This window comes from Priestia sp. 10L35, assembly GCF_056395685.1.
Genome location: NZ_JBFTKA010000005.1, coordinates 328,729 through 349,585, shown reverse-complemented (window position 1 = coordinate 349,585; position 20,857 = coordinate 328,729). Strand labels below are relative to the sequence as shown.

The following is a 20,857-nucleotide window of genomic DNA, read 5'->3' as shown; positions in this document are numbered from 1 at the left end:
CAAAATATATTGATTTTGTAATGAAATTGTAATAATATCTTATTCAAATATAACAATTTTTAGAAAAATGAGGTGTGCACTATAAATGGATAAAAAGCCCGTCGAATCAACACCTTTACTAGAAGTTAAAAATTTACAAACTGCTTTTTCCATTAATGATTCCTGGCATAATGCTGTGGACGACGTGTCGTTTCAAGTCGGACGAAAGCGAATTATAGGGGTTGTAGGAGAATCTGGCTGTGGAAAAAGCGTATTGTCTTTATCCGTCATTGGGCTATTACCTAAAGTAAATAGTCAAATTAGAAGCGGAAGCGTTTTATTTAACGGAAAGAATCTTACGCACTTATCAGAAGATGAGATGAATGATGTTCGGGGGAAAGACATCTCCATGATTTTCCAAGAACCGATGACATCCCTTAATCCTGTGTTAACCATTGGGTATCAGCTGCAGGAAGTATTGTTTAACCATATGAATATATCGAAAGCGGAAGCGCGTGAAAAAAGCATTGCGCTTTTAAAAAGCGTTGGTATTTCGAGATCCGAAAAGCTCATCGATGAATATCCGCATCAGCTGTCAGGAGGAATGAGGCAGCGTGTCATGATTGCCATGGCGGTAGCTTGTCAGCCTAAACTTTTAATTGCTGATGAGCCGACAACGGCCCTAGATGTTACGGTTCAAGCTCAAATTTTAGAATTGCTAAAAGAAATTCAAGAAAGCAATGATATGTCTATTATTATGATTACACATGATTTAGGAGTAGTTGCTGAGATGTGTGATGAAGTGATTGTCATGTATGGCGGAAAAATTGTGGAGCATACAGATGTTGATACGTTATTTTATGAACCAAAACATCCGTACACGAAAGCGCTTCTTCACTCAATTCCACGCATGGAAGATGATGTAGAAGTATTAAATACGATCAAAGGAATTGTGCCTTCTCTTGTAAACATGCCGCGGACAGGCTGTCGTTTCGTTAACCGATGTCCTCATGCAATGGAAGACTGCAGTTCCGTTACGCCTGTTCTTCGCCAGGATTCACAGGGGCATGATGTCGCATGTCTGCTGTATAAAAATAGCTATCCGTCAAAAGGAGTGAAGACAAGCTAATGACTAAAGCAGTGAAAGATGTATTGCTAGAAGTTCAGCATTTAAAAACCTACTATCCTATTCACGGCGGATTTTTCCGAAAGAAAATTGGTGATGTAAAAGCAGTTGACGGTATTTCTTTTGCTATTCGAAAAGGAGAAACGCTCGGTCTAGTAGGAGAATCTGGCTGTGGAAAATCCACGGCAGGAAGAACAATTCTAAGACTGTTGGAACCAACTAGCGGAAAAATTATTTTCGATGGTAAAGATATCACAGAAGCAAAAGGAACTTCTCTCCGTAAAATTAGACAAGATTTTCAAATGGTTTTTCAAGATCCCTATGCTTCCCTCAATCCAATGCAAATGGTTGGAGATGTTATTTCTGAACCAATTCGGAATTTTACAGGAAAATCAACCAATCAATTAAAATCAGAAGTTATGAATCTACTTACAAAAGTAGGGTTACCGGAAGATGCATACTATAAATATCCTCACGAATTTTCCGGTGGACAGCGTCAGCGGATTGGAATTGCACGTGCACTTGCACTTCGTCCAAAACTTATTATTGCTGATGAACCGGTATCGGCACTCGACGTTTCTGTCCAATCACAAGTTTTAAACCTTCTAAAAGAACTTCAACAAGAATTCGACCTAACCTTTTTATTTATTGCCCATGATTTGAGTGTTGTTAAACATATGAGTGACCGTATCGGTGTTATGTACCTAGGCGGTTTAGTGGAAATTGCTGATAAGAAAAGTCTGTACGCAGAGCCATTGCACCCTTATACGCAAGCGCTTGTATCGGCTATACCTGAACCAGATCCGCGAAAGAAAAAACAGCGTATTATTTTACAGGGAGATGTGCCAAGTCCAATTGATCCGCCAAAAGGCTGTGCGTTTCATCCTCGCTGTATACATGCAATGGCGGAGTGCAGCCAAACGAAACCTGCCTTAAAGGAGGTGAGACCTGGCCATCAAGTAGCTTGCCATTTATATAACTCGTAAAAGCTACATACGAACAGATTATTAGTTAAATAGGGGGAACGTCATGATGAAAAAGAAATCGTTTTTATCACTTGTTTCCATTTTGCTTGTGCTATCGCTTTTTCTAGCGGCATGCAGCGGTGGAAGCAGCTCTTCATCTTCTAGTAATAAAGAAGGCGGAGAAACAAAAACTGAAGGTGCAAAAACAGACAAGCCAAAAGATGGCGGAACGATTACGTATGGGATTGACGGAGCGCCGGAAGGGCTTTTTGAGTACGCATTGTATGGTAGTGCATATGATAGCCAAATATTAGAATTTATCAATGAAGGTCTCTTTACTTATGATAAGAAATTAAAAATTAAATCTGACTTAGCTACTTGGGACGTGAGTGGTGATAAACTAACTTACACGTTTAAATTAAAAAAGGGGATTAAGTGGCATAACGGAGATCCATTAACTGCAGATGATTTTAAATATACGTATGAAACGATTGCCGATAAAGACTATACAGGTCCACGCTATGTAAACGTTGAGCACATTAAAGGCGCTCAAGAATATCACGACGGCAAAGCGGATTCTATTTCCGGAGTTGAAGTAGTAGATCCACAAACATTTAAAGTAACGTTTAAAGAAGTTCGTGTAAATAACTTAGACAATCTATGGCCGTATCCAATGCCGAAAAAGTATTACGAAGGAATTGCTGTAAAAGATCTTGCAGAGTCCAAACAAGTTCGTAAAGAGCCTATTGGTGTTGGACCGTTTAAAGTGAAAAAAGTAGTAGCAAGTGAATATGTCCAAATGGAACGTAATGATGATTATTGGAAAGGTAAACCTCACCTTGATGGTGTTGTTGTAAAAGTACTGGATCCATCTGTTTCCGCCGGAGCATTAAAAAAAGGCGATGTCGACATTATGGATGTTCGCCCAGCTGATCTAGGGCAAGTTGAAAAAGCAGAAAACTTAGACTTTTTAGAAGGGAAATCAACTAGTTATTCGTATATTGGTCTACGATTTGGACATCGTGATCAAAAAGCTGGTAAAAACGTAGATGATTACGAAAAGTTCAAAGATCTAAAACTTCGTCAAGCATTGCTTTATGCAATAGATAGAAAAGCAATGGTAAAAGCATTTATGAACGACAAAGCGGTTGTTTCTAACACAGTTATTCCGTCTGTATTCTGGATTGCTGCTGACCAAAAAGATTTAACAAAGTACAAGTATAGTCCTGAAAAAGCTAAAAAATTATTAGCTGAAGCTGGTTATAAAGACAAGAATAATGACGGTTTTGTAGAAGATCCAAACGGAAAACCATTTACGATTTCATTCGGTCACTATGCTGGTCCAGCCAACTTCGAGGGTCGTGCGAAGGCTATTATGCAAGCATGGAATGATATTGGTATTAAAACAAAATTAGCAACGGGTTCACTTGTTGAATTTAACTTATACAATGAAATGAAAGATAACGACGATAAGGCGTTAGAAGCATTCTTTGGTTCTTGGGACACTGGTTCCGATCCAGATCCTACAGGATTATGGAGCTCTGATGCTGAATGGAACTATGGCCGTTGGGTAAATAAGGAATCTGATGAAATGCTTAAAGACGGTTTGAGTGAAAAATCATTTGATGATAAATACCGTAAAGATGTATATGTAAAATGGCAAAAATTCTTTAATGAGCAGCTGCCAGCACTTCCTTTATGGGAAAATATCAATATTTATGCTGTGAATAAGCGTGTGAAAAACGTAACTCTAGATCCATCAACGGTAGTTGTAGATCCGGAGAAATGGTCTGTAACGGAATAAGTATTTTACATGTAAAGGAGAGTCAACGATGCTGCAATACTCACTAAGACGTATTTTAGGGATGATTCCAATGCTGATTCTGATCTCCTTTGTTGTGTTTTCCCTGGCAAAAATGATGCCAGGGGACCCTTTTGGGGGAGAAATCAACCCTAGTAATACAGATCCAAAATACATTGAGGAAATGCGTGATAAGCTAGGATATAACGATCCTATCTACGTTCAATATTGGAACTGGGTAAAGGGAGTGGCACAAGGAGATTTAGGAAAGTCAACAACTCATAAGTTACCGACATTAGATATTATTTTAGAGCGTATGCCTAATACTATCTTTTTAGCTTTGACTTCGCTTTTGATTACGTATGTGTTTGCATTTATTTTAGGTATGTATGCAGGAAGAAAACCGTATACCTTAGCAGATAACTTTATTGCAGGATATAATTACTTTGCATTAGCGGTTCCATCGTTTATCGCAGGGATCGTAGGCATTTATTTATTTTCCTTTCAGTTAGGTTGGTTTCCGTTTAGCGGTTCTGTTGAAGTAGGATTGAAAGAGGGATCATGGGAATTTATTCAAAGTAGAATTCATCACGTTATATTACCCGCGCTGATTCTTGGCTTGATGTCGACCGCGCAGTATACCCAGTTTTTGCGCAATGATATTATTGAAAACAGTCGCAAAGATTTTGTGCGCACTGCTAGAGCAAAAGGGACAAAAGAATCTAAAATTTATAATGTTCATATCTTACGCAACTCAATGATTCCGCTTATTACGTTTTTAGGATTTGATCTTGTAACAATCATTAGCGGTTCTATCATTACAGAGACGATCTTTACGTATCCAGGAATTGGAAAATTGTTTGTTGACTCTGTAGCAACTCGTGACTACTCAGTTATGATGTCGCTTACAATGTTGTTTTCAATATTAACACTGGTTGGGAATCTGGTTGCTGATTTGTTATACGGCGTAGCAGATCCGCGTATTCGTTTGGATTAGGAGGAGAAAGTATGGAAATTGTAACGAAAAAAGATGTACAGCCAGAAGTGAATATGAAAGCTCCTAAAAACCTTTCTCCATGGGCGATTGCGCGAAAGAAGTTTGTTAAAAATAAACTAGCCATGATAAGTTTAGCTTTCATGATTGTGATTACGCTTCTTGCCATTTTTGCACCGCTGCTTACAAAAGCAGATATTACACGTATCGACTATATGGCGATGAATGCAGCCCCTTCTAGTGAGCATTGGTTTGGAACGGATACAAATGGACGAGACGTATTTGCACGTACATTGTATGGAGGAAGAACTTCGTTACTGATTGGAGTTGCTTGTACAACACTCGTTATTTTAATCGGAACTCTTATTGGTTCGATTGCGGGTTATTACGGAGGCAAAGTGGATCAATTCTTAATGCGTTTTACAGACTTTGTATTAAACTTTCCGCTAATTGTTTTCGTTGTAGTGTTAAATACAATCCTAATTGGAAAGATCTCAGGCGTTTGGACGCTCATCCTAGTTGTTAGTTTCTTAAGCTGGGGAAGTACGGCCCGGCTGGTTCGAAGCAAAATCTTGGCTGAAAAAGAAAATGAATATGTGCTTTCAGCCGTTTCGATTGGGTGCAGCCCGTTTAAAATCATCTTTAAACATTTGCTGCCAAATGTGTTTTCAACAATTGTGGTTCAAGCCAGTTTGCAGATGGCGATCCTTATTGTGTTTGAGTCAGCGATTAGCTTTATCGGTTTTGGCGTGCCGGCTGATACGCCAAGCTGGGGGAATATGCTGACAGAAGCAAGGGAATCAGATGTGCTGCAGAATAAGCCTTGGATGTGGGTTCCGCCAGGTTTAGCTATTACCTTTACAATCCTAGCTATCAACTTCATTGGTGAAGGATTAAAAGATGCTTTGAATCCCAAATCTCTTCGTTAAAAATCTATCCAAAAGTGTGATAGATTTTTTTAGGTTTGTCAGACCTCCTGACAAACCTATTACTATAGAAGAAACTCGGATTTTTTTCTGCTTATAGGGGTGGATATAGCTCATGAAGCCTTTAGCAATCATTAGCACTGGCGTTATATCTGAGCTTCGAAACAAGTGCATTTGAATAATAGCCAAAAACGAAGGCATTTTACAATTAATTTTTAGAAAAATAACATCATTTGGAATAAAAATTCCTTTCTCTGCCTATACTGATGGATAACAAACAGATAGTAAGTGAGGGGTAAATTATGCTATATCTTCATGATGTATGGGTTAATTGGTTTGAAGGCGAAGAAAACGGTTATAATGTGTGTCATTTCCATGAGTGGAGAAAAGACGATTGTGTAGAACTGCTCGATCAAGCACCGTTATTAAAAGTAAATCCGCTTTTATTTCATTACATTGAAAATGATCTTTCCGAGCTACCTCAACAACTACTACAAGATGTCTATCAGAAAGCATACATTCGGAAAAATCATGAACGCACGCAGGTTGAATATTGTTTTATTGTTACAGATGGAACGAATATTTTAGCAATTGATACGATGGGATATCATATTCCGATTCGAAAAAGCCGCTTAATTCCAAGACAGGAACAGTTAGTCTATGAGATGATTGCGGATCAAGAAGAGCTAGAATATAAGTTCAGTGAAGACGAGCTGAATAAAAAAGAGCATCATATTCTTTCGCCGTCTCCTGAAACGATGAGAGGACTAACACGTAAAGAACGTCAGCTAAAACAGCTGTTATTTATGGCACTTGATCAGCTACATACAACAAAAAATACTGCTCAAATCCGCTACTGGTACACAGAGTGGAATCCAACGAAGTACGAAGACATTCAAGAGATGCCGTTTCAAGACGTATGGAATCAGCTATACGATGAAACGAAGTCAGGGTGGTCACCGAAGCATAAATTATTATGCGAGCGCTTAGTAAAAGGACAACCTTTCTTTGAAAAACTTTGGGAAATTGAACAAGAGCCAAAAGTTAATTAAAAAAAACGACTGCATAGCAGTCGTTTTTTTTAACGTTTACGGCCAATTCCCATTGCGTTTCGCATTTTGCGAAGCATTTTATTAGCCGTTGCATTTGCTTTATCGGCACCTTGATCTAAAATATCATCTAGCTCGCTAGAATCAACTAATTCATAATATCTTTCTTGAATTGGAGCGAGTGCTTCAGCTACCACTTTGGCTGTGTCAGCTTTAAAGTCACCATAACCTTTGCCTTCGTACATCGCTTCAATGTCTTCGATCGATTTATTGGCTAGGATTGAATAAATACTTAATAAGTTTGAAATACCTGGCTTATTTTCTTTATCGTAGCGAACAATACCTTCTGAATCCGTTACGGCACTTTTGATTTTCTTTTCAATTGTTTTAGCGTCATCTAAAAGCGTAATGAAAGCTTTTTGGTTTGGATCGGACTTGCTCATTTTTTTCGTAGGATCTTGAAGAGACATGACGCGTGCGCCCACTTTTGGAATACGTACTTCAGGGATAGTGAAGATATCATTGTATTTTTTGTTAAAGCGCTCAGCTAAGTCACGCGTTAATTCTAAATGCTGCTTTTGATCTTCACCAACTGGAACCAAATCGGTGTTGTATAAAAGAATATCCGCTGCCATTAATGGAGGATAAGTTAGTAATCCTGCTGATACTGCTTCTTTTCCAGCGGACTTATCTTTAAACTGAGTCATACGTTCAAGTTCACCGATATACGCTACGCACTGTAACATCCATCCCGCTTCTGTGTGGGCAGGCACTTCCGATTGAATAAATAAAGTCGATTTTGCTGGATCAATTCCTACCGCTACATACAGAGCAGCAAGGCCTCGAATGTTTTTACGAAGTGCTAAACGATCTTGAGGCGTTGTAATTGCATGCTGATCTACAATACAAAAATGACAGTTATAGTCATGTTGAAGTTCAACAAATTGCTTCATCGCTCCAATGTAGTTACCTAAAGTGATTGTACCGCTTGGTTGAATACCTGAAAAAATTGTTTTCATCAAATCTTCCTTTCATCTGCACATATATGATGCTAATTTACGGATACAACATAAAAAGGCCCATCCGCTCCTAGCATAAGCTAGGGGCGAATGGACCGCGTTGCCACCCTAATTAGCACACATAATTGTGAACTATCTTTATTCATGTAACGTTGAGGTCAACGTTCAAGCTTTGCACTTGAAAGCTCCAAAGTCCATTCTGCAGGTTTCAATGTTTGTTCTCACCAGCCACAAACTCTCTGAAAATGAAAATTCTGCATACTACTCTTTTTCACAGCTTTAATTATATAGTTATTCGTTATTATAACGCGAAAAAGCAGGAATTTAAACATCTTATCGCTAAAAAGTTTTATAAGACAATTTACTGGAATTTTTCAGCGGCAAAAAAAGACAAGAACCTTTTAATTAAAGCATTTCTTAATGAAAATTTGGTGGAGGATTTGGTAAAAATCTTTTATTTAATATTTCTAATGGCCTTGTAATACTATCGTAATACCTATACTACAAAAAAGATTTTAGAAGTCTGACAAGTAGGCACAATCCTTATAAGATAAGGTTTTTTCCCTCATGACAAAAAAATACCATTAAATAATAGTATTGCAATAAATTTTTAAAATATTTATAATAGGCGTAACAAACATATTTTTTACAAAGGTATTACAATTTCTTAATTTTTCAGAAAACACAAAATAGACAATGTTTTGTTTCAATTAGCGAATTTTGTAATGAATGAGTCTTCTACATATTAAGCGCATACATTGGATTTACAGCATGTAAACAATTGATGACAGTTTCATAGAGTAGAAGAATAATTTTGCAGTGAGGTCTTTAATGCTCTACTACGTGAAAAAATAACTGATTATTTTGTATTGAAAGAGGATTAAGAAATTAGTACATATCAAAAAAATATGGTTGCCACACAAACAAAATTTAATAGGGGGTAACACGCAATGAAGAAAAGGTTGTCGATTCTTTTCAGTTTGCTGCTTGTAATGAGCTTGTTTTTAGCTGCATGTGGATTTAACAAAGAATCTGGTGGCAGTGAAAATGCTAGCAGTGATGGCGGCGAAAAGAAAAAAGAGCAAGAGCTTCGCGTAAACATTAAAACTGAGCCTTTTTCATTAAACCCAGGCTTAGCTAATGATTCAACGTCATCAAACGTATTATTACAAACATTTGAGGGTTTAACTCGTATCGGTAAAGATGGAAAACCTGAAAATGCAATGGCGAAAGATGTGAAGGTCAGCGATGATCAAACTAAATATACGTTTACAATTCGCGACGATGCAAAATGGTCAAATGGTGACCCTGTAACAGCAAAAGATTTCGAATATGCATGGAAATGGGCGTTAGATCCTAAAAACGAATCTCAATATGCATATCAATTATACTATGTTAAAAATGCACAAGCTGCTAATGAAGGAAAAGGTTCATTAGATGATGTTGCGGTTAAAGCAACAGATGATAAAACGCTTGAAGTAACATTAGAAAACCCAACGCCATATTTCTTAGAATTAACAGCTTTCTATACGTACTTCCCAGTGAATACGAAAATTGCTGAATCAAATGAAAAATGGTACACAAATGCAGGCGAAAACTATACGTCAAACGGTCCTTTCAAGCTTAAAGCTTGGAAACATAATGACAAAATCGAGTTAGTTCCTAATGAAAACTATTGGGATAAAGATGCTGTAAAACTTAAAAAAGTTGAAATGTACATGATCAATGATAACAACACTGAACTTTCAATGTTCAAAAACGGTGAATTAGACTGGGCGGGTATGCCTACTGGTCAATTACCAGCTGATGCACTTCCTGAATTAAAGAAAGACGGTTCATTAAACATTCAAGAGATTGCAGGTACTTACTGGTACAAGTTTAATACAGAACAAAAACCTTTAGACAACGTGAACATTCGTAAAGCATTAGCTTATGCAATTGATCGTAAAGGTATTACAGAACAAATTACAAAAGACGGTTCAGTTCCAGCGATGGCGGCTGTACCACCAACAATGTTTGAAGATAACAAAAAAGGTTACTTCAAAGACAATGATGTGAAAAAAGCAAAAGAATATTTAGAAAAAGGCTTGAAAGAAATGGGCCTTAAAGATGCTTCAGAACTACCAGCAATTAAGGTTTCATACAACACGGATGAAAAACATGCAAAAATTGCACAAGCTGTTCAAGATATGTGGAAGAAAAACCTTGGCATTAAAGTACAGTTAGACAACTCTGAGTGGGCTGTTTACATTGAAAAGTTACACCAAGGAGATTATCAAGTTGGACGTATGGGCTGGTTAGGAGATTTTAACGATCCAATCAACTTCTTAGAATTGTTCCGTGATAAAAAAGGCGGAAATAATGATACAAACTGGGAAAACCCAGAATATAAAAAGTTATTAATTGACTCTCAAAAAGAAACAGATCCTAAAAAACGTCTGGAAATGTTGAAAAAAGCAGAAGGTATCTTTATGGATGAAATGCCAGTGGCACCAATCTACTTCTACACAAACGCTTGGGTACAAGACAAGCAGCTGAAAGATGTTGTGATGTCTGGACTTGGAGACATTCAGATTAAGTGGGCTCATTTTGAGTAAGTAACATCAATTGTGACAAAGGGTATATGGGGCCTGGTGCTCCATATACTTTTCTTTCTTGTGCGCGAATTTTGTAAAAATATGGAGGTGTGTCAGGGTGTTCAAATATATAGGAAAACGACTTATTTATATGTTTCTATCATTATGGCTGATCGTAACAGCGACCTTTTTCTTAATGCGTGCTGTTCCAGGAGGTCCATTCACATCAGAAAAGCAGCTTCCCCCTGAAATTCAAAAAAATCTAAATCAGTATTACGGTTTAGACCAGCCTTGGTACCATCAGTACTTTGATTATTTAACATCAATTTTAAAGTGGGATTTTGGTCCATCTTTCAAATATAAAGGCCAAACGGTAAATGATTTGATTAACGGCGGATTCCCTGTTTCATTCATGCTAGGTATGGAAGCTATTTTAATAGCAATTGCTATTGGTGTAGTACTTGGTGTTATTGCTGCTTTAAAACATAATAAGTGGCAAGATTACACGGCGATGGTTATTGCAGTTCTAGGAATCTCAGTTCCGAGTTTTATCATGGCAGCGGTATTACAATACGTTCTGGCTATGAAACTACAAATTTTTCCGGTTGCACGCTGGGAATCTTGGGCACACACGGTGTTACCAGCTCTCGCGCTTGCTTCAACCCCTATGGCGTTTATCGCACGATTAACTCGTTCGAGTATGCTTGAAGTATTAAGCAATGATTATATTCGTACAGCGAAAGCAAAAGGTTTAAGCAGAGGCGTGATTACAGTTAAGCACGCCATGCGAAATGCGATGCTTCCAGTCGTATCCTATATGGGACCTTTAGTAGCAGGGATTTTAACAGGTAGCTTTGTTATTGAAAAAATATTTGGTATCCCGGGATTAGGTTCACACTTTGTACTCAGTATCTCAAACCGAGATTATACAACGATTATGGGCGTAACGGTGTTCTACAGTATTTTACTACTTTTTTGTATCTTGCTTGTAGATATTGCATACGGATTCATTGACCCTCGAATTAAACTTACAGGTGCTAAGAAAGGAGAGTAACTATGCAGCAACTTCCAAAAATTCCTAAAGAAATGTTTGAAACAGCAGGGATTGACCGCGCTCAGGCAGAAAAGATTGAAAAACCGAGTCTTTCATTCTGGCAAGATGTTTTTATTCGTTTTCGCAAAAACAAGCTTGCTATGTTTGGGGTAGTACTAATGGTTCTCCTTGTTTTTATGGCTATATTTGGTCCATTGATGGTGAAATATGATTATGCAACCAATGATTTATTGAATGCTAATCAGGCTCCATCTTCTGAGCACTGGTTCGGTACAGATGAATTAGGGCGTGATGTTTTTGCTCGTACGTGGGAAGGCGCTCGTATTTCATTATTTATCGGGTTAGCAGCAGCTTTAATTGATTTATTCATCGGCGTAGTTTGGGGAAGCATCTCTGGATACCGCGGTGGCCGTACGGATGAAACAATGATGCGTGTTGCGGATATCTTATATGGTGTTCCTTACCTTTTACTCGTTATTATTTTAATGGTTATGCTTGGCCAAGGGTTAGGCACGATGATTTTGGCGATGACTATTACCGGCTGGATTAACATGGCCCGTATTGTACGTGGACAAGTATTGCAGTTAAAAAACCAAGAGTACGTAATGGCTTCACAAACATTAGGAGCAACAACAAAACGTATTTTATTTAAACATCTTATTCCTAATGCAACAGGTCCAATTTTAGTAACAATGACACTAACGATTCCTTCAGCAATCTTTACAGAAGCATTTTTAAGCTACTTGGGACTAGGCGTTCCGGCACCGCTTGCAAGTTGGGGAACAATGGCTTCAGAAGGCTTACCTGCTTTGGAATACTATCCTTGGCGCTTATTTTTCCCAGGTTTGTTTATCTGTTTAACAATCTTAGCGTTCAACGTAATTGGTGATGGATTACGAGATGCGTTAGATCCAAAACTACGTAAGTAAGGAAGTGGACTCATATGTCACGTTTATTAGAAGTAAAAAATTTAGCTGTATCATTTAAAACATATGGCGGAGAAGTTCAAGCTGTTCGCGGCGTTAACTTCCACTTAAATAAAGGTGAAACTTTAGCAATTGTTGGTGAGTCAGGATCTGGTAAAAGTGTAACTTCACAAACGATCATGCGCCTTATTCCGATGCCTCCTGGCCGAATCAAAAGCGGTGAAATGCTGTTTGACGGCATTGATTTAGCTAAGAAAACGGATAAAGAAATGGAAGCTATTCGCGGTAAAGATATCGGTATGATCTTCCAAGATCCGATGACTTCCTTGAATCCAACGATGAAAGTTGGGGCTCAGATTGGCGAAGTCGTAATTAAGCATTCCAAAGTGTCTAAAGCAGAAGCGAAAAAACGGGCAGTCGAGTTATTAACGCTTGTAGGAATTCCTTTTCCAGAACAGCGTGTGAATCAATATCCGCATGAATTCAGCGGCGGGATGAGACAGCGTGTTGTCATTGCGATGGCTCTTGCTTCTAATCCGAAGCTATTGATCGCTGATGAACCAACAACGGCGCTTGATGTAACAATTCAAGCCCAAATTTTAGAGCTGATGAAAGACATTCAGAAAAAAACGGATACCTCTATTATCTTTATTACCCATGATCTTGGTGTAGTAGCAAATGTAGCAGATCGAGTAGCCGTTATGTACGCTGGTCAAATTGTTGAAATGGGCACAGTGGATGAAGTGTTTTACGATCCAAAACATCCGTATACGTGGGGACTGCTAGCTTCTATGCCAAGCTTAGATAACGAGGCAGAAGAAGAGCTGGCTGCTATTCCTGGAACGCCGCCAGATTTAACGAATCCTCCAAAAGGAGATGCATTTGCAGCGCGAAATCCATACGCAATGAAAATTGATTTTGAGCAAGAACCTCCAATGTTCAAAATATCTGATACGCACTATGCGAAAACATGGCTGTTACATCCCGATGCACCAAAAGTAGAGCCGCCTGCTTCAGTTCAGCGCCGCATGCGTAAAGTTGACAATGTATACAGTACACCTGTACTCGTAGCGAAGGATGGTGAATAACATGACAGATAAATTATTAGAGATTAAAGACTTAAAACAACATTTTTTCACAAGTAAAGGAACAATTAAAGCAGTTGATGGTCTGACGTTTGACATCTTCCGCGGAGAAACATTAGGGCTTGTAGGTGAATCCGGTTGCGGAAAGTCAACGACAGGGAGAACGATTATTCGTTTATATGACGCTACTAGCGGTGAGGTACTATTTAATGGCGAAAATGTACATGGTCGCAAATCTCGCTCAGAGCTTAAAAAATTTAATCGTAAAATGCAAATGATTTTCCAAGATCCATATGCGTCGCTTAACCCTCGTATGACCGTAGCAGATATCATAGCAGAAGGCATTGATATTCACGGTTTAGCTAAGACGAGAAAGGAGCGTATGGCAAAAGTTCACGAGCTTCTTGAAACAGTGGGGCTTAACAAAGAACATGCAAATCGCTATCCACATGAGTTTAGTGGCGGCCAGCGTCAGCGTATCGGTATCGCAAGAGCACTGGCAGTAGAACCTGATTTTATCATCGCAGATGAACCAATTTCAGCGTTGGACGTGTCTATACAAGCTCAAGTTGTTAACTTAATGAAGAAGTTACAGCGTGAACGTGGACTCACATATTTATTTATCGCCCATGATTTGTCAATGGTAAAATACATCAGTGACCGTATCGGCGTTATGTACAGGGGTAAGATTGTAGAGCTTGCACCAAGTGATGAACTTTATCGAAACCCTGTGCATCCATATACAAAAGCGTTACTTTCAGCTATTCCGCTTCCCGATCCTGACAGTGAAAAAACGCGTCAGCGCAAAATTTATGATCCAAGTATCCATGACTATAACGGTGAAGAACCGGAGCTTAGAGAAGTATCTCCCGGTCACTACGTGTCTTGTTCTCAAGCAGAATTTGCCACATATACAACATAACAAAAACGATCTCACAACGAGGTCGTTTTTTATTTAGTTATCAAAGAACACTAAGCTTCAAGTTGCAAAAAACATGTAAGAACAAGTAACATTAGCGCTTTACAGGTATTATACAGTAAAGGATTGAAAAATACTATTGAAAATTTTCAGAATTTTATATTTAAGACAAAATATCTATGTGTAAACCTTATAACTAAAGGAATATAAGTGATTAATAATGTTTTTTATTGAATAATAATTCAAGATTTATAAAAAGAAGGTAGACATGCGTCTACCTTCTTTTTATAAATCTGCTAAGATATCGCCGTCTTTACGATTTTTGTCAATTTTTAATACTTGATCTGCCGGCTGATAAGACGCACCATATATTTCTTTGTCTTTGTACGTATGAATTAACTCGTACGTTTTTTTCATTTTATTTAAAATGCTTTCCTCTGTTTCAGAAGTAGGAGACCAATATAGAATTTCCATCTGGTTAATTTCATTTGTGGCTAATGACCGGCGGTTATAGCCAATTGTTTGAGCATGCTTAAAGTCTGCACGTTTATAAAAATGCAGTCGTTTTGCCGAGTCTGAATCTTTATAGTCTACAGGCTCTACTTCTAAGATAATTGGTTTGTTATGCTGTTTTAACTCATCAATTAATTTACCGCCAAGCCCTTGACCTCGAGCGTCTTTTGAAACAAAGAGGTAATCAATAAAGATAAATTGGTCTGTTTCCACGTACATTAATACGTGATGAGGTCCTTCGTTTTTATGATAAATATCGCTGCGTTCTTGTAAAAGCGTTTCGATATGCTTCTTTGATTTCATTTCTTCAATGGGAAAATATTGACTTAGTTTTTCATACCAATTCATAGCACCCTCCTACTGATCTTTTCATGATGATGTTCATAATAGTGTTTAAACAGTTATCTTATCTTTACCCTTTTTAGGGAAAAGTAAGCATCTATAATTGAAAATATAGAAGAATAATCGATTGATTATTCTTAATAGTTAGATAACTATAGTGAAATAAGAACATATAATGTAAAAAATGGTTTTTATTATATTTCGATCGTAAGTTTATTTGTGAAAATCACAAAAAACTATCGCATTTTTTGTGATTTTTGATAAAATGAACAAAGTGAAGTTTTTTTAATATTGTATTTTATAGATGTGAGAACGGTAAAAGTGTAGGTGTGAAACTTGCAATATCAGATTTTTAGTACATACACTGTTTAGAATTATTTGGCTAAAAAATAAGTTAATACTATACACGTAGCCGCTATCGCTATTAAATGAAATGGATATGTTAGGAGAGAGAATTATGCAAGGGAACACGCAAGAAAAAGAATTAAGCCGTGGACTTGAGGAAAGACATATTAGCTTAATGTCTTTAGGTGCAGCTATCGGAGTTGGACTGTTTTTAGGTTCTGCATCCGCTATTCGGTTAGCGGGTCCTGGTATTCTTATCATGTATGGAATCAGTGGTCTTATTATGTTTTTTATTATGAGAGCGCTAGGTGAAATGGCAGTACAAAATCCAGTAGCCGGTTCTTTTAGTAAGTATGCTAACGATTATTTAGGACCACTTGCTGGTTATTTAACAGGCTGGAACTACTGGTTTATGTGGATTATTACATGTATGGCTGAAATTACAGCTGTTGGAGTATATATGGAGTTTTGGTTCCCAGGTGTACCTCAGTGGATATGGGCACTTGCAGCACTCGTTATCATGACAGGGGTTAACTTTTTAGCTGTAAAAGCATATGGCGAACTAGAGTTTTGGTTTTCTCTTATTAAAGTAGTAACGATTATCCTTATGATTGTGCTGGGCCTAGGCATGATTATCTTTGGAATTGGAAATGGCGGTATTGCAACAGGAATCAGTAATTTATGGAGTCACGGGGGCTTTTTCCCGAATGGCATGAAAGGTGTTCTTTTATCACTTCAAATGGTTATGTTTGCTTACCTTGGTATTGAAATGATTGGGGTAACAGCAGGAGAGGTGAAAAATCCGGAAAAAACACTAACAAAAGCAATTGATAATGTACTGTGGAGAATTTTGATTTTTTACATCGGAGCTTTGTTTGTTATTATGTCTATTTATCCTTGGCCAGAGATTGGAACACAAGGAAGTCCATTTGTTTTAACATTTGATAAAGCTGGAATTCCCGCTGCAGCAGGGATTATAAACTTTGTAGTGTTAACAGCGGCTTTATCTTCTTGTAACAGTGGAATTTTTAGTACAGGCCGTATGTTATTTAATTTAGCTCAGCACGGGGAAGCTCCAAAACGCTATGCTAACTTAACAAAAGGCGGCGTGCCTGGTGCAGCAGTTATTGCTTCAGCTGTTGTACTGCTAATCGGAGTTGGCTTAAACTATGTTGTTCCTGATAAGGTGTTCACATGGGTGACGAGTATTGCCACTATTGGAGCAATTTGGACATGGGGAATTATTTTACTTTCTCAAATTCGCTTCCGCAAGGGATTAAACGATCAGCAAGTAAGTGATTTAAAATATAAGCTTCCGTTTTTCCCGTATACGTCATATCTCTCTCTTGCTTTCTTAGCGGGAGTAGTAGTGGTGATGGGTTTTTCCTCTGATACAAGAATAGCCCTTATTGTAGGTCCGGTATGGTTTGTTTTATTGGTTGTTGTCTACTATTCAAAAGGTTTTCATAAAAGATAAAAAATAAGGCTCGGACAAAAGTAGTTTCGTTGAAGGAAGATCCGAACGAGTTAAATTCTTGATTAAGAATTCAACTCGTTCGGATTTTTTTATGGTGAACATAGGTTTACTGTATGTAGGGCTTCTAGCTATTGAATTGGAGGGCAAGGGGAAGACTCTCAACAGCGATGTAACAAGCGGGATCCATACGAACTCCTATATCCCATTTGTTCATCTTTAGATTGATGTAGTTGTGTCCCACCCGCATTTTTTTCCAAAAGAAAATGAAGGATTTATTATTTCACTTTTTGCTTTAGTGTGCTAATATATTATATTGTTAAACAAATGAAGAGATGAATGAAGAAACAAATAATTTTTACGCGTTAATAGATTAGCATCGAGCTTTCTATCTCAAAAGTTTAAGCTTTTAGAAAGCAAAAGGAGACACAGCAAATGAAAGATAAAAAATGGGGACTTTGGTTTTTAACAGCCTTTGTAGTTGGTAATATGGTAGGCGGAGGAGTATTTATGCTTCCTTCTAATTTAGCAAACGTATCAAGTCCAGTCGGTTCAACACTTGCTTGGATTGCAACAGGTCTGGGCGTGTTCATGATTGCTCTTGTATTTGGAAACTTAGTCATGCGAAAGCCCGAATTAAAAGGAGGGCCTCAAAGTTATGCGGCGAATCTTTTTTCATCGCCTAAAGCAGGTAAAGTAGCAGGGTATAGCATGGCTTGGGGCTATTGGGCAGCTAACTGGGCTGCAACAGCATCTGTCATCATATCGTTTGCTGGATATTTAACAACGTTCTTTCCAGTAATGGAGAGCAAGGATATTTTATTTTCAGTCGGAGATTTTCAATTAGAAGCTGGAAAATTTATTACGTTTTTAGTATGTTCTATTGTACTTTGGGGAATTCAAGCTATTTTACAGCGAGATATTAACAGCGCCGGTAATATTAACTTCATCACAACAGCAGCTAAAATTATTGGATTCGGTTTATTTATTGTTGTGGCGCTGTCGCTATTTAGCGCATCCAACCTCGTTAGTACAGAATTTGTTAATTCAAAGGGTATAAATGTAGGATTGGGAAGTCAGGTCAATGGGGCAGCTATTGCTACACTGTGGGCGTTTATCGGAATTGAATCGGCTGTACTGTTATCTAACCGTGCAAAATCACAAAAAGTAGTGAAGAAAGCAACGCTGCTTGGATTATTGATCTCAATGGTTATCTATGTGGGGATTACGCTTCTAGCTATGGGGATTCTTTCAACAGCTCAGCTTCAGCAGTCTCAAAAACCTTTGGTAGATACGTTAGAAATGGTGATTGGACATAAAGGTGCTTACGTAATGGCCATTTTAGCACTTATTTCTTTATTAGGCTCTACTGTTGGATGGATTGTTGTTAGTGCAGAAGTTCCTTATCAAGCAGCGAAATCAGGGTTGTTTCCACAGTGGTTTGCTAAAACAAATCAGAACAATAGTCCAGCCCGCTCACTAACATTAACAAATGGCTTAACACAGTTGTTTTTGTTTGCGACTATTTCAGGTACAGTTTCGCAAGCCTATAATTTCGCTATTGTTGTAGCTACTCTCGCTTATTTAGTTCCTTATTTCGTGACGACAGTTTATCAATTAAAGCTTATTGTGACGGGTGAGACGTACGACACGATTAAAGGATCGCGAGTAAAAGACGGAATCATTGCCTCGTTAGCACTTATTTATTCACTTTGGGTGATTAAGACAGGGACAGCTGATTTAAAAACATTTTTCTTAGGTATTGGCTTATTTGTAATCGGGCTGTTACTGTATCCTATCTTAATGAGACGAGGAAAAAGCACATCAGCTATTAAATAAAAGGTTATTTCAAAAGCTTTGCAGAATGTCAGTTCTTCTGCAAGGCTTTTTTAGTGACTGAAAAATTTGAGGAATTTGTAAAAGAAAAAAATAATAAAAAAAATGAAACTAATCTACAGGTTTATTCGTAATAGTAGTGTGGTAAATAAATAATGAAGAAAATCGGCAATGAAAATAATGACAGTGAAGGAACGAACTAATGTACTAGTTCACTTCAAAAAGTATATCATTCCGATGAAGTTTATAGTATAATGCAAATAGATATTATTTTTTAAAAGTAATTATAAAGTAGTATCGATTTTCATTATCAGTCATTAAATATTTACACTCGTTGAAGTTTGTATAAAACAACATGATTTACAGTTCATGTTTTAAATGTTATGACCGATTATGATAGAAGGAGTGAAGGAGTAAATGGTTACATTATATACATCACCAAGTTGTACATCTTGTCGTAAAGCGAAAGCTTGGTTAGAGGAAAATGATATTGGATATACAGAGCGTAATATCTTTTCAGAGCCGTTATCAATCGACGAGATTAAAGAAATTTTACGTATGACAGAAGATGGAACAGATGAAATCATTTCAACACGTTCGAAAACTTTCCAAAAACTAGACGTTCAGGTAGACGCTATGCCTCTGCAAGATTTGTATGAATTAATTCAGCAAAATCCTGGCTTATTGCGCCGTCCGATTATCATTGATGAAAAACGTCTACAAGTTGGTTACAATGAAGACGAGATCCGTCGTTTCTTACCACGTAAAGTGCGTACTTTCCAACTTCGCGAAGCTCAAAGACTTGTGAATGGTTAATTTTTATATTTGTCTGTTTAAGATTTAAATAAGAAACCAACCAAGTAACGTTTGCTTGAAGTTGGTATATAAAAAATAAGCAGCAGGGAGCCAAATGGCCTCTGCTGCTTATTTTTTGTCGAAATAGCAGGGAAAATGAAGTATATATGTAATTAGTAAAGAAAGAGAGTATTTAAACATATAAAAGTGGTGGTGAACGGATTGGAGCTTTTACAGCTAAAATATTTCCAAGTAGTTGCTAGACTAGAACATATAAGTAAAGCGGCTGAAGAGCTATACGTATCTCAGCCTGCGCTCAGCAAAACGATTTCACAGTTAGAAAAAGAGCTAGGCATTCGTTTGTTTGATCGAAACGGTAAATACATTAAATTAAATCGATATGGCAAAGCATTCTGTGCCAAAGTAGAACTTGCTTTAAAAACATTGGAAAGCGCAAAGCACGAGCTAAAGGATATGTCGAACGATCCATGTGAAGAAATTCGCCTTGTTGTATTAGCTAGTTCACATTTGCTTCCAGAGCTATTAAGCAGGTTTCGTGAACAATATCCTCAGGTGCGTTTTCGACTGATGCAGCATTTGACTAATAGCAATTCACAGCCTGATTTCGATTTATGCATTTCAGCTTTTCCATTAACAACCCGTCAGATCGAACATACTCCTTTGCTTCGTGAATCGATTTTGCTTGCAGTGCCTCTTGATCATCCTTTAGCCAAGCAATCACGTGTAAAGTTAAATGAACTTAAAAATGAGAAATTCATTGTGCTGAAGAAAGGGAAAGAGCTAAGGAAAATAACGGATGTAATTTGTAAGGAACAGAATTTTGTACCTCAAATTACGTTTGAAAGCGATGATCCAGCAACAGTAAGAGGTTTGATTAGAGCGAAGCAAGGAATAGGTTTTATTCCTGAAGTAACTTGGGGAGGTTCTACAGGAAAAGATGTAAAACTGCTGAAAATTGAAGAGGAAACATTTGAACGTACTATCTTTTTAGCTTGGAACAATGGAGGCTATGTGACGGATTTACAACAAATCTTCAGGCAGTTTGTGATTGATTATTTTAAACATTTACGCTCCGGTATGCCTCATGAATACGTATAAGAATCATGACTAAA

The 20,857-nt window shown here is 37.6% G+C and carries 17 protein-coding genes and 1 other annotated feature; of the genes, 15 read left to right on the top strand and 2 right to left on the bottom strand.

From position 1 onward, the window contains the following. Positions 1–85: 85 nt before the first annotated feature. The 6 genes from AC1DEF_RS19985 to AC1DEF_RS19960 all read left to right on the top strand — a co-directional run bounded on the left by AC1DEF_RS19985 (position 86) and on the right by AC1DEF_RS19960 (position 6,843). Complete coding sequence (locus AC1DEF_RS19985) at positions 86–1,108, top strand: ABC transporter ATP-binding protein (RefSeq protein ID WP_097824321.1); 1,023 nt, start codon at positions 86–88, stop codon at positions 1,106–1,108. Further along, complete coding sequence (locus AC1DEF_RS19980) at positions 1,108–2,091, top strand: ABC transporter ATP-binding protein (protein ID WP_016763042.1); 984 nt, start codon at positions 1,108–1,110, stop codon at positions 2,089–2,091. The genes AC1DEF_RS19985 and AC1DEF_RS19980 overlap by 1 nt, the downstream gene beginning before the upstream one ends. A gap of 43 nt (positions 2,092–2,134) precedes the next feature. Further along, on the top strand, positions 2,135–3,874 hold the full coding sequence (opp4A, locus tag AC1DEF_RS19975; protein ID WP_013055409.1) for an oligopeptide ABC transporter substrate-binding protein: 1,740 nt from the start codon (positions 2,135–2,137) through the stop codon (positions 3,872–3,874). Between the two features lie 28 nt (positions 3,875–3,902). Further along, on the top strand, positions 3,903–4,868 hold the full coding sequence (opp4B, locus tag AC1DEF_RS19970; RefSeq protein ID WP_013055410.1) for an oligopeptide ABC transporter permease: 966 nt from the start codon (positions 3,903–3,905) through the stop codon (positions 4,866–4,868). Between the two features lie 11 nt (positions 4,869–4,879). Continuing rightward, positions 4,880–5,794: an oligopeptide ABC transporter permease gene (opp4C, locus tag AC1DEF_RS19965; protein ID WP_013055411.1), complete on the top strand. Its 915-nt coding sequence runs from the start codon at positions 4,880–4,882 to the stop codon at positions 5,792–5,794. Positions 5,795–6,093: 299 nt separating this feature from the next. After that, positions 6,094–6,843, top strand: a complete 750-nt coding sequence (locus AC1DEF_RS19960) for a YjbA family protein (protein WP_014461589.1) — start codon at positions 6,094–6,096, stop codon at positions 6,841–6,843. A gap of 29 nt (positions 6,844–6,872) precedes the next feature. On the opposite strand, the gene trpS is transcribed toward AC1DEF_RS19960, so the two are convergent. After that, positions 6,873–7,862, bottom strand: a complete 990-nt coding sequence (trpS, locus tag AC1DEF_RS19955) for a tryptophan--tRNA ligase (protein ID WP_097824320.1) — start codon at positions 7,860–7,862, stop codon at positions 6,873–6,875. Positions 7,863–7,938: 76 nt separating this feature from the next. Next, positions 7,939–8,143: a binding site (T-box leader), on the bottom strand. A gap of 666 nt (positions 8,144–8,809) precedes the next feature. Between trpS and AC1DEF_RS19950 the strand changes: the two genes are divergently transcribed. The 5 genes from AC1DEF_RS19950 to AC1DEF_RS19930 all read left to right on the top strand — a co-directional run bounded on the left by AC1DEF_RS19950 (position 8,810) and on the right by AC1DEF_RS19930 (position 14,422). Further along, positions 8,810–10,456, top strand: coding sequence for a peptide ABC transporter substrate-binding protein (locus AC1DEF_RS19950; protein WP_043980478.1), 1,647 nt, complete (start codon positions 8,810–8,812; stop codon positions 10,454–10,456). A 97-nt stretch (positions 10,457–10,553) separates the two neighbouring features. After that, the gene (locus AC1DEF_RS19945) at positions 10,554–11,489 is read left to right on the top strand and encodes an ABC transporter permease (RefSeq protein WP_013055415.1); all 936 of its coding nucleotides are present in this window, start codon (positions 10,554–10,556) and stop codon (positions 11,487–11,489) included. Positions 11,490–11,491: 2 nt separating this feature from the next. Then, complete coding sequence (locus AC1DEF_RS19940) at positions 11,492–12,418, top strand: ABC transporter permease (protein WP_013055416.1); 927 nt, start codon at positions 11,492–11,494, stop codon at positions 12,416–12,418. Positions 12,419–12,432: 14 nt separating this feature from the next. Continuing rightward, positions 12,433–13,503 (top strand): ABC transporter ATP-binding protein, encoded by a 1,071-nt coding sequence (locus tag AC1DEF_RS19935; RefSeq protein WP_016763049.1) that lies wholly within the window; start codon positions 12,433–12,435, stop codon positions 13,501–13,503. Between the two features lies 1 nt (position 13,504). Continuing rightward, positions 13,505–14,422 (top strand): ABC transporter ATP-binding protein, encoded by a 918-nt coding sequence (locus tag AC1DEF_RS19930; RefSeq protein ID WP_020465427.1) that lies wholly within the window; start codon positions 13,505–13,507, stop codon positions 14,420–14,422. Between the two features lie 282 nt (positions 14,423–14,704). On the opposite strand, the gene AC1DEF_RS19925 is transcribed toward AC1DEF_RS19930, so the two are convergent. Next, positions 14,705–15,280 carry a GNAT family N-acetyltransferase gene (locus AC1DEF_RS19925; protein WP_013055419.1) on the bottom strand — a complete coding sequence of 192 codons (576 nt, stop codon included), beginning with the start codon at positions 15,278–15,280 and terminating at the stop codon, positions 14,705–14,707. A gap of 451 nt (positions 15,281–15,731) precedes the next feature. Between AC1DEF_RS19925 and AC1DEF_RS19920 the strand changes: the two genes are divergently transcribed. From AC1DEF_RS19920 to AC1DEF_RS19905, 4 genes are all read left to right on the top strand, one after another. Beyond that, entirely contained in the window at positions 15,732–17,096 is a 1,365-nt protein-coding gene (locus AC1DEF_RS19920; protein ID WP_043980476.1) for an amino acid permease, read from the top strand. Positions 17,097–17,528: 432 nt separating this feature from the next. Next, the gene (locus AC1DEF_RS19915; protein ID WP_043980475.1) at positions 17,529–18,932 is read left to right on the top strand and encodes an amino acid permease; all 1,404 of its coding nucleotides are present in this window, start codon (positions 17,529–17,531) and stop codon (positions 18,930–18,932) included. A 414-nt stretch (positions 18,933–19,346) separates the two neighbouring features. After that, on the top strand, positions 19,347–19,745 hold the full coding sequence (gene spxA / locus AC1DEF_RS19910) for a transcriptional regulator SpxA (protein WP_013055422.1): 399 nt from the start codon (positions 19,347–19,349) through the stop codon (positions 19,743–19,745). 201 nt (positions 19,746–19,946) lie between these two features. After that, entirely contained in the window at positions 19,947–20,843 is an 897-nt protein-coding gene (locus tag AC1DEF_RS19905) for a LysR family transcriptional regulator (protein WP_097824319.1), read from the top strand. The last annotated feature ends 14 nt before the right edge of the window (positions 20,844–20,857 follow it).

Excerpts from the sequence above, each read along its gene's own strand:
- AC1DEF_RS19985 (WP_097824321.1), top strand. The coding sequence starts at position 86 with ATGGATAAAAAGCCCGTCGAATCAACACCTTTACTAGAAGTTAAAAAT.
- AC1DEF_RS19980 (WP_016763042.1), top strand. The coding sequence starts at position 1,108 with ATGACTAAAGCAGTGAAAGATGTATTGCTAGAAGTTCAGCATTTAAAA.
- opp4A (WP_013055409.1), top strand. The coding sequence starts at position 2,135 with ATGATGAAAAAGAAATCGTTTTTATCACTTGTTTCCATTTTGCTTGTG.
- opp4B (WP_013055410.1), top strand. The coding sequence starts at position 3,903 with ATGCTGCAATACTCACTAAGACGTATTTTAGGGATGATTCCAATGCTG.
- opp4C (WP_013055411.1), top strand. The coding sequence starts at position 4,880 with ATGGAAATTGTAACGAAAAAAGATGTACAGCCAGAAGTGAATATGAAA.
- AC1DEF_RS19960 (WP_014461589.1), top strand. The coding sequence starts at position 6,094 with ATGCTATATCTTCATGATGTATGGGTTAATTGGTTTGAAGGCGAAGAA.
- AC1DEF_RS19950 (WP_043980478.1), top strand. The coding sequence starts at position 8,810 with ATGAAGAAAAGGTTGTCGATTCTTTTCAGTTTGCTGCTTGTAATGAGC.
- AC1DEF_RS19940 (WP_013055416.1), top strand. The coding sequence starts at position 11,492 with ATGCAGCAACTTCCAAAAATTCCTAAAGAAATGTTTGAAACAGCAGGG.
- AC1DEF_RS19935 (WP_016763049.1), top strand. The coding sequence starts at position 12,433 with ATGTCACGTTTATTAGAAGTAAAAAATTTAGCTGTATCATTTAAAACA.
- AC1DEF_RS19930 (WP_020465427.1), top strand. The coding sequence starts at position 13,505 with ATGACAGATAAATTATTAGAGATTAAAGACTTAAAACAACATTTTTTC.
- AC1DEF_RS19925 (WP_013055419.1), bottom strand. The coding sequence starts at position 15,280 with ATGAATTGGTATGAAAAACTAAGTCAATATTTTCCCATTGAAGAAATG.
- AC1DEF_RS19920 (WP_043980476.1), top strand. The coding sequence starts at position 15,732 with ATGCAAGGGAACACGCAAGAAAAAGAATTAAGCCGTGGACTTGAGGAA.
- AC1DEF_RS19915 (WP_043980475.1), top strand. The coding sequence starts at position 17,529 with ATGAAAGATAAAAAATGGGGACTTTGGTTTTTAACAGCCTTTGTAGTT.
- spxA (WP_013055422.1), top strand. The coding sequence starts at position 19,347 with ATGGTTACATTATATACATCACCAAGTTGTACATCTTGTCGTAAAGCG.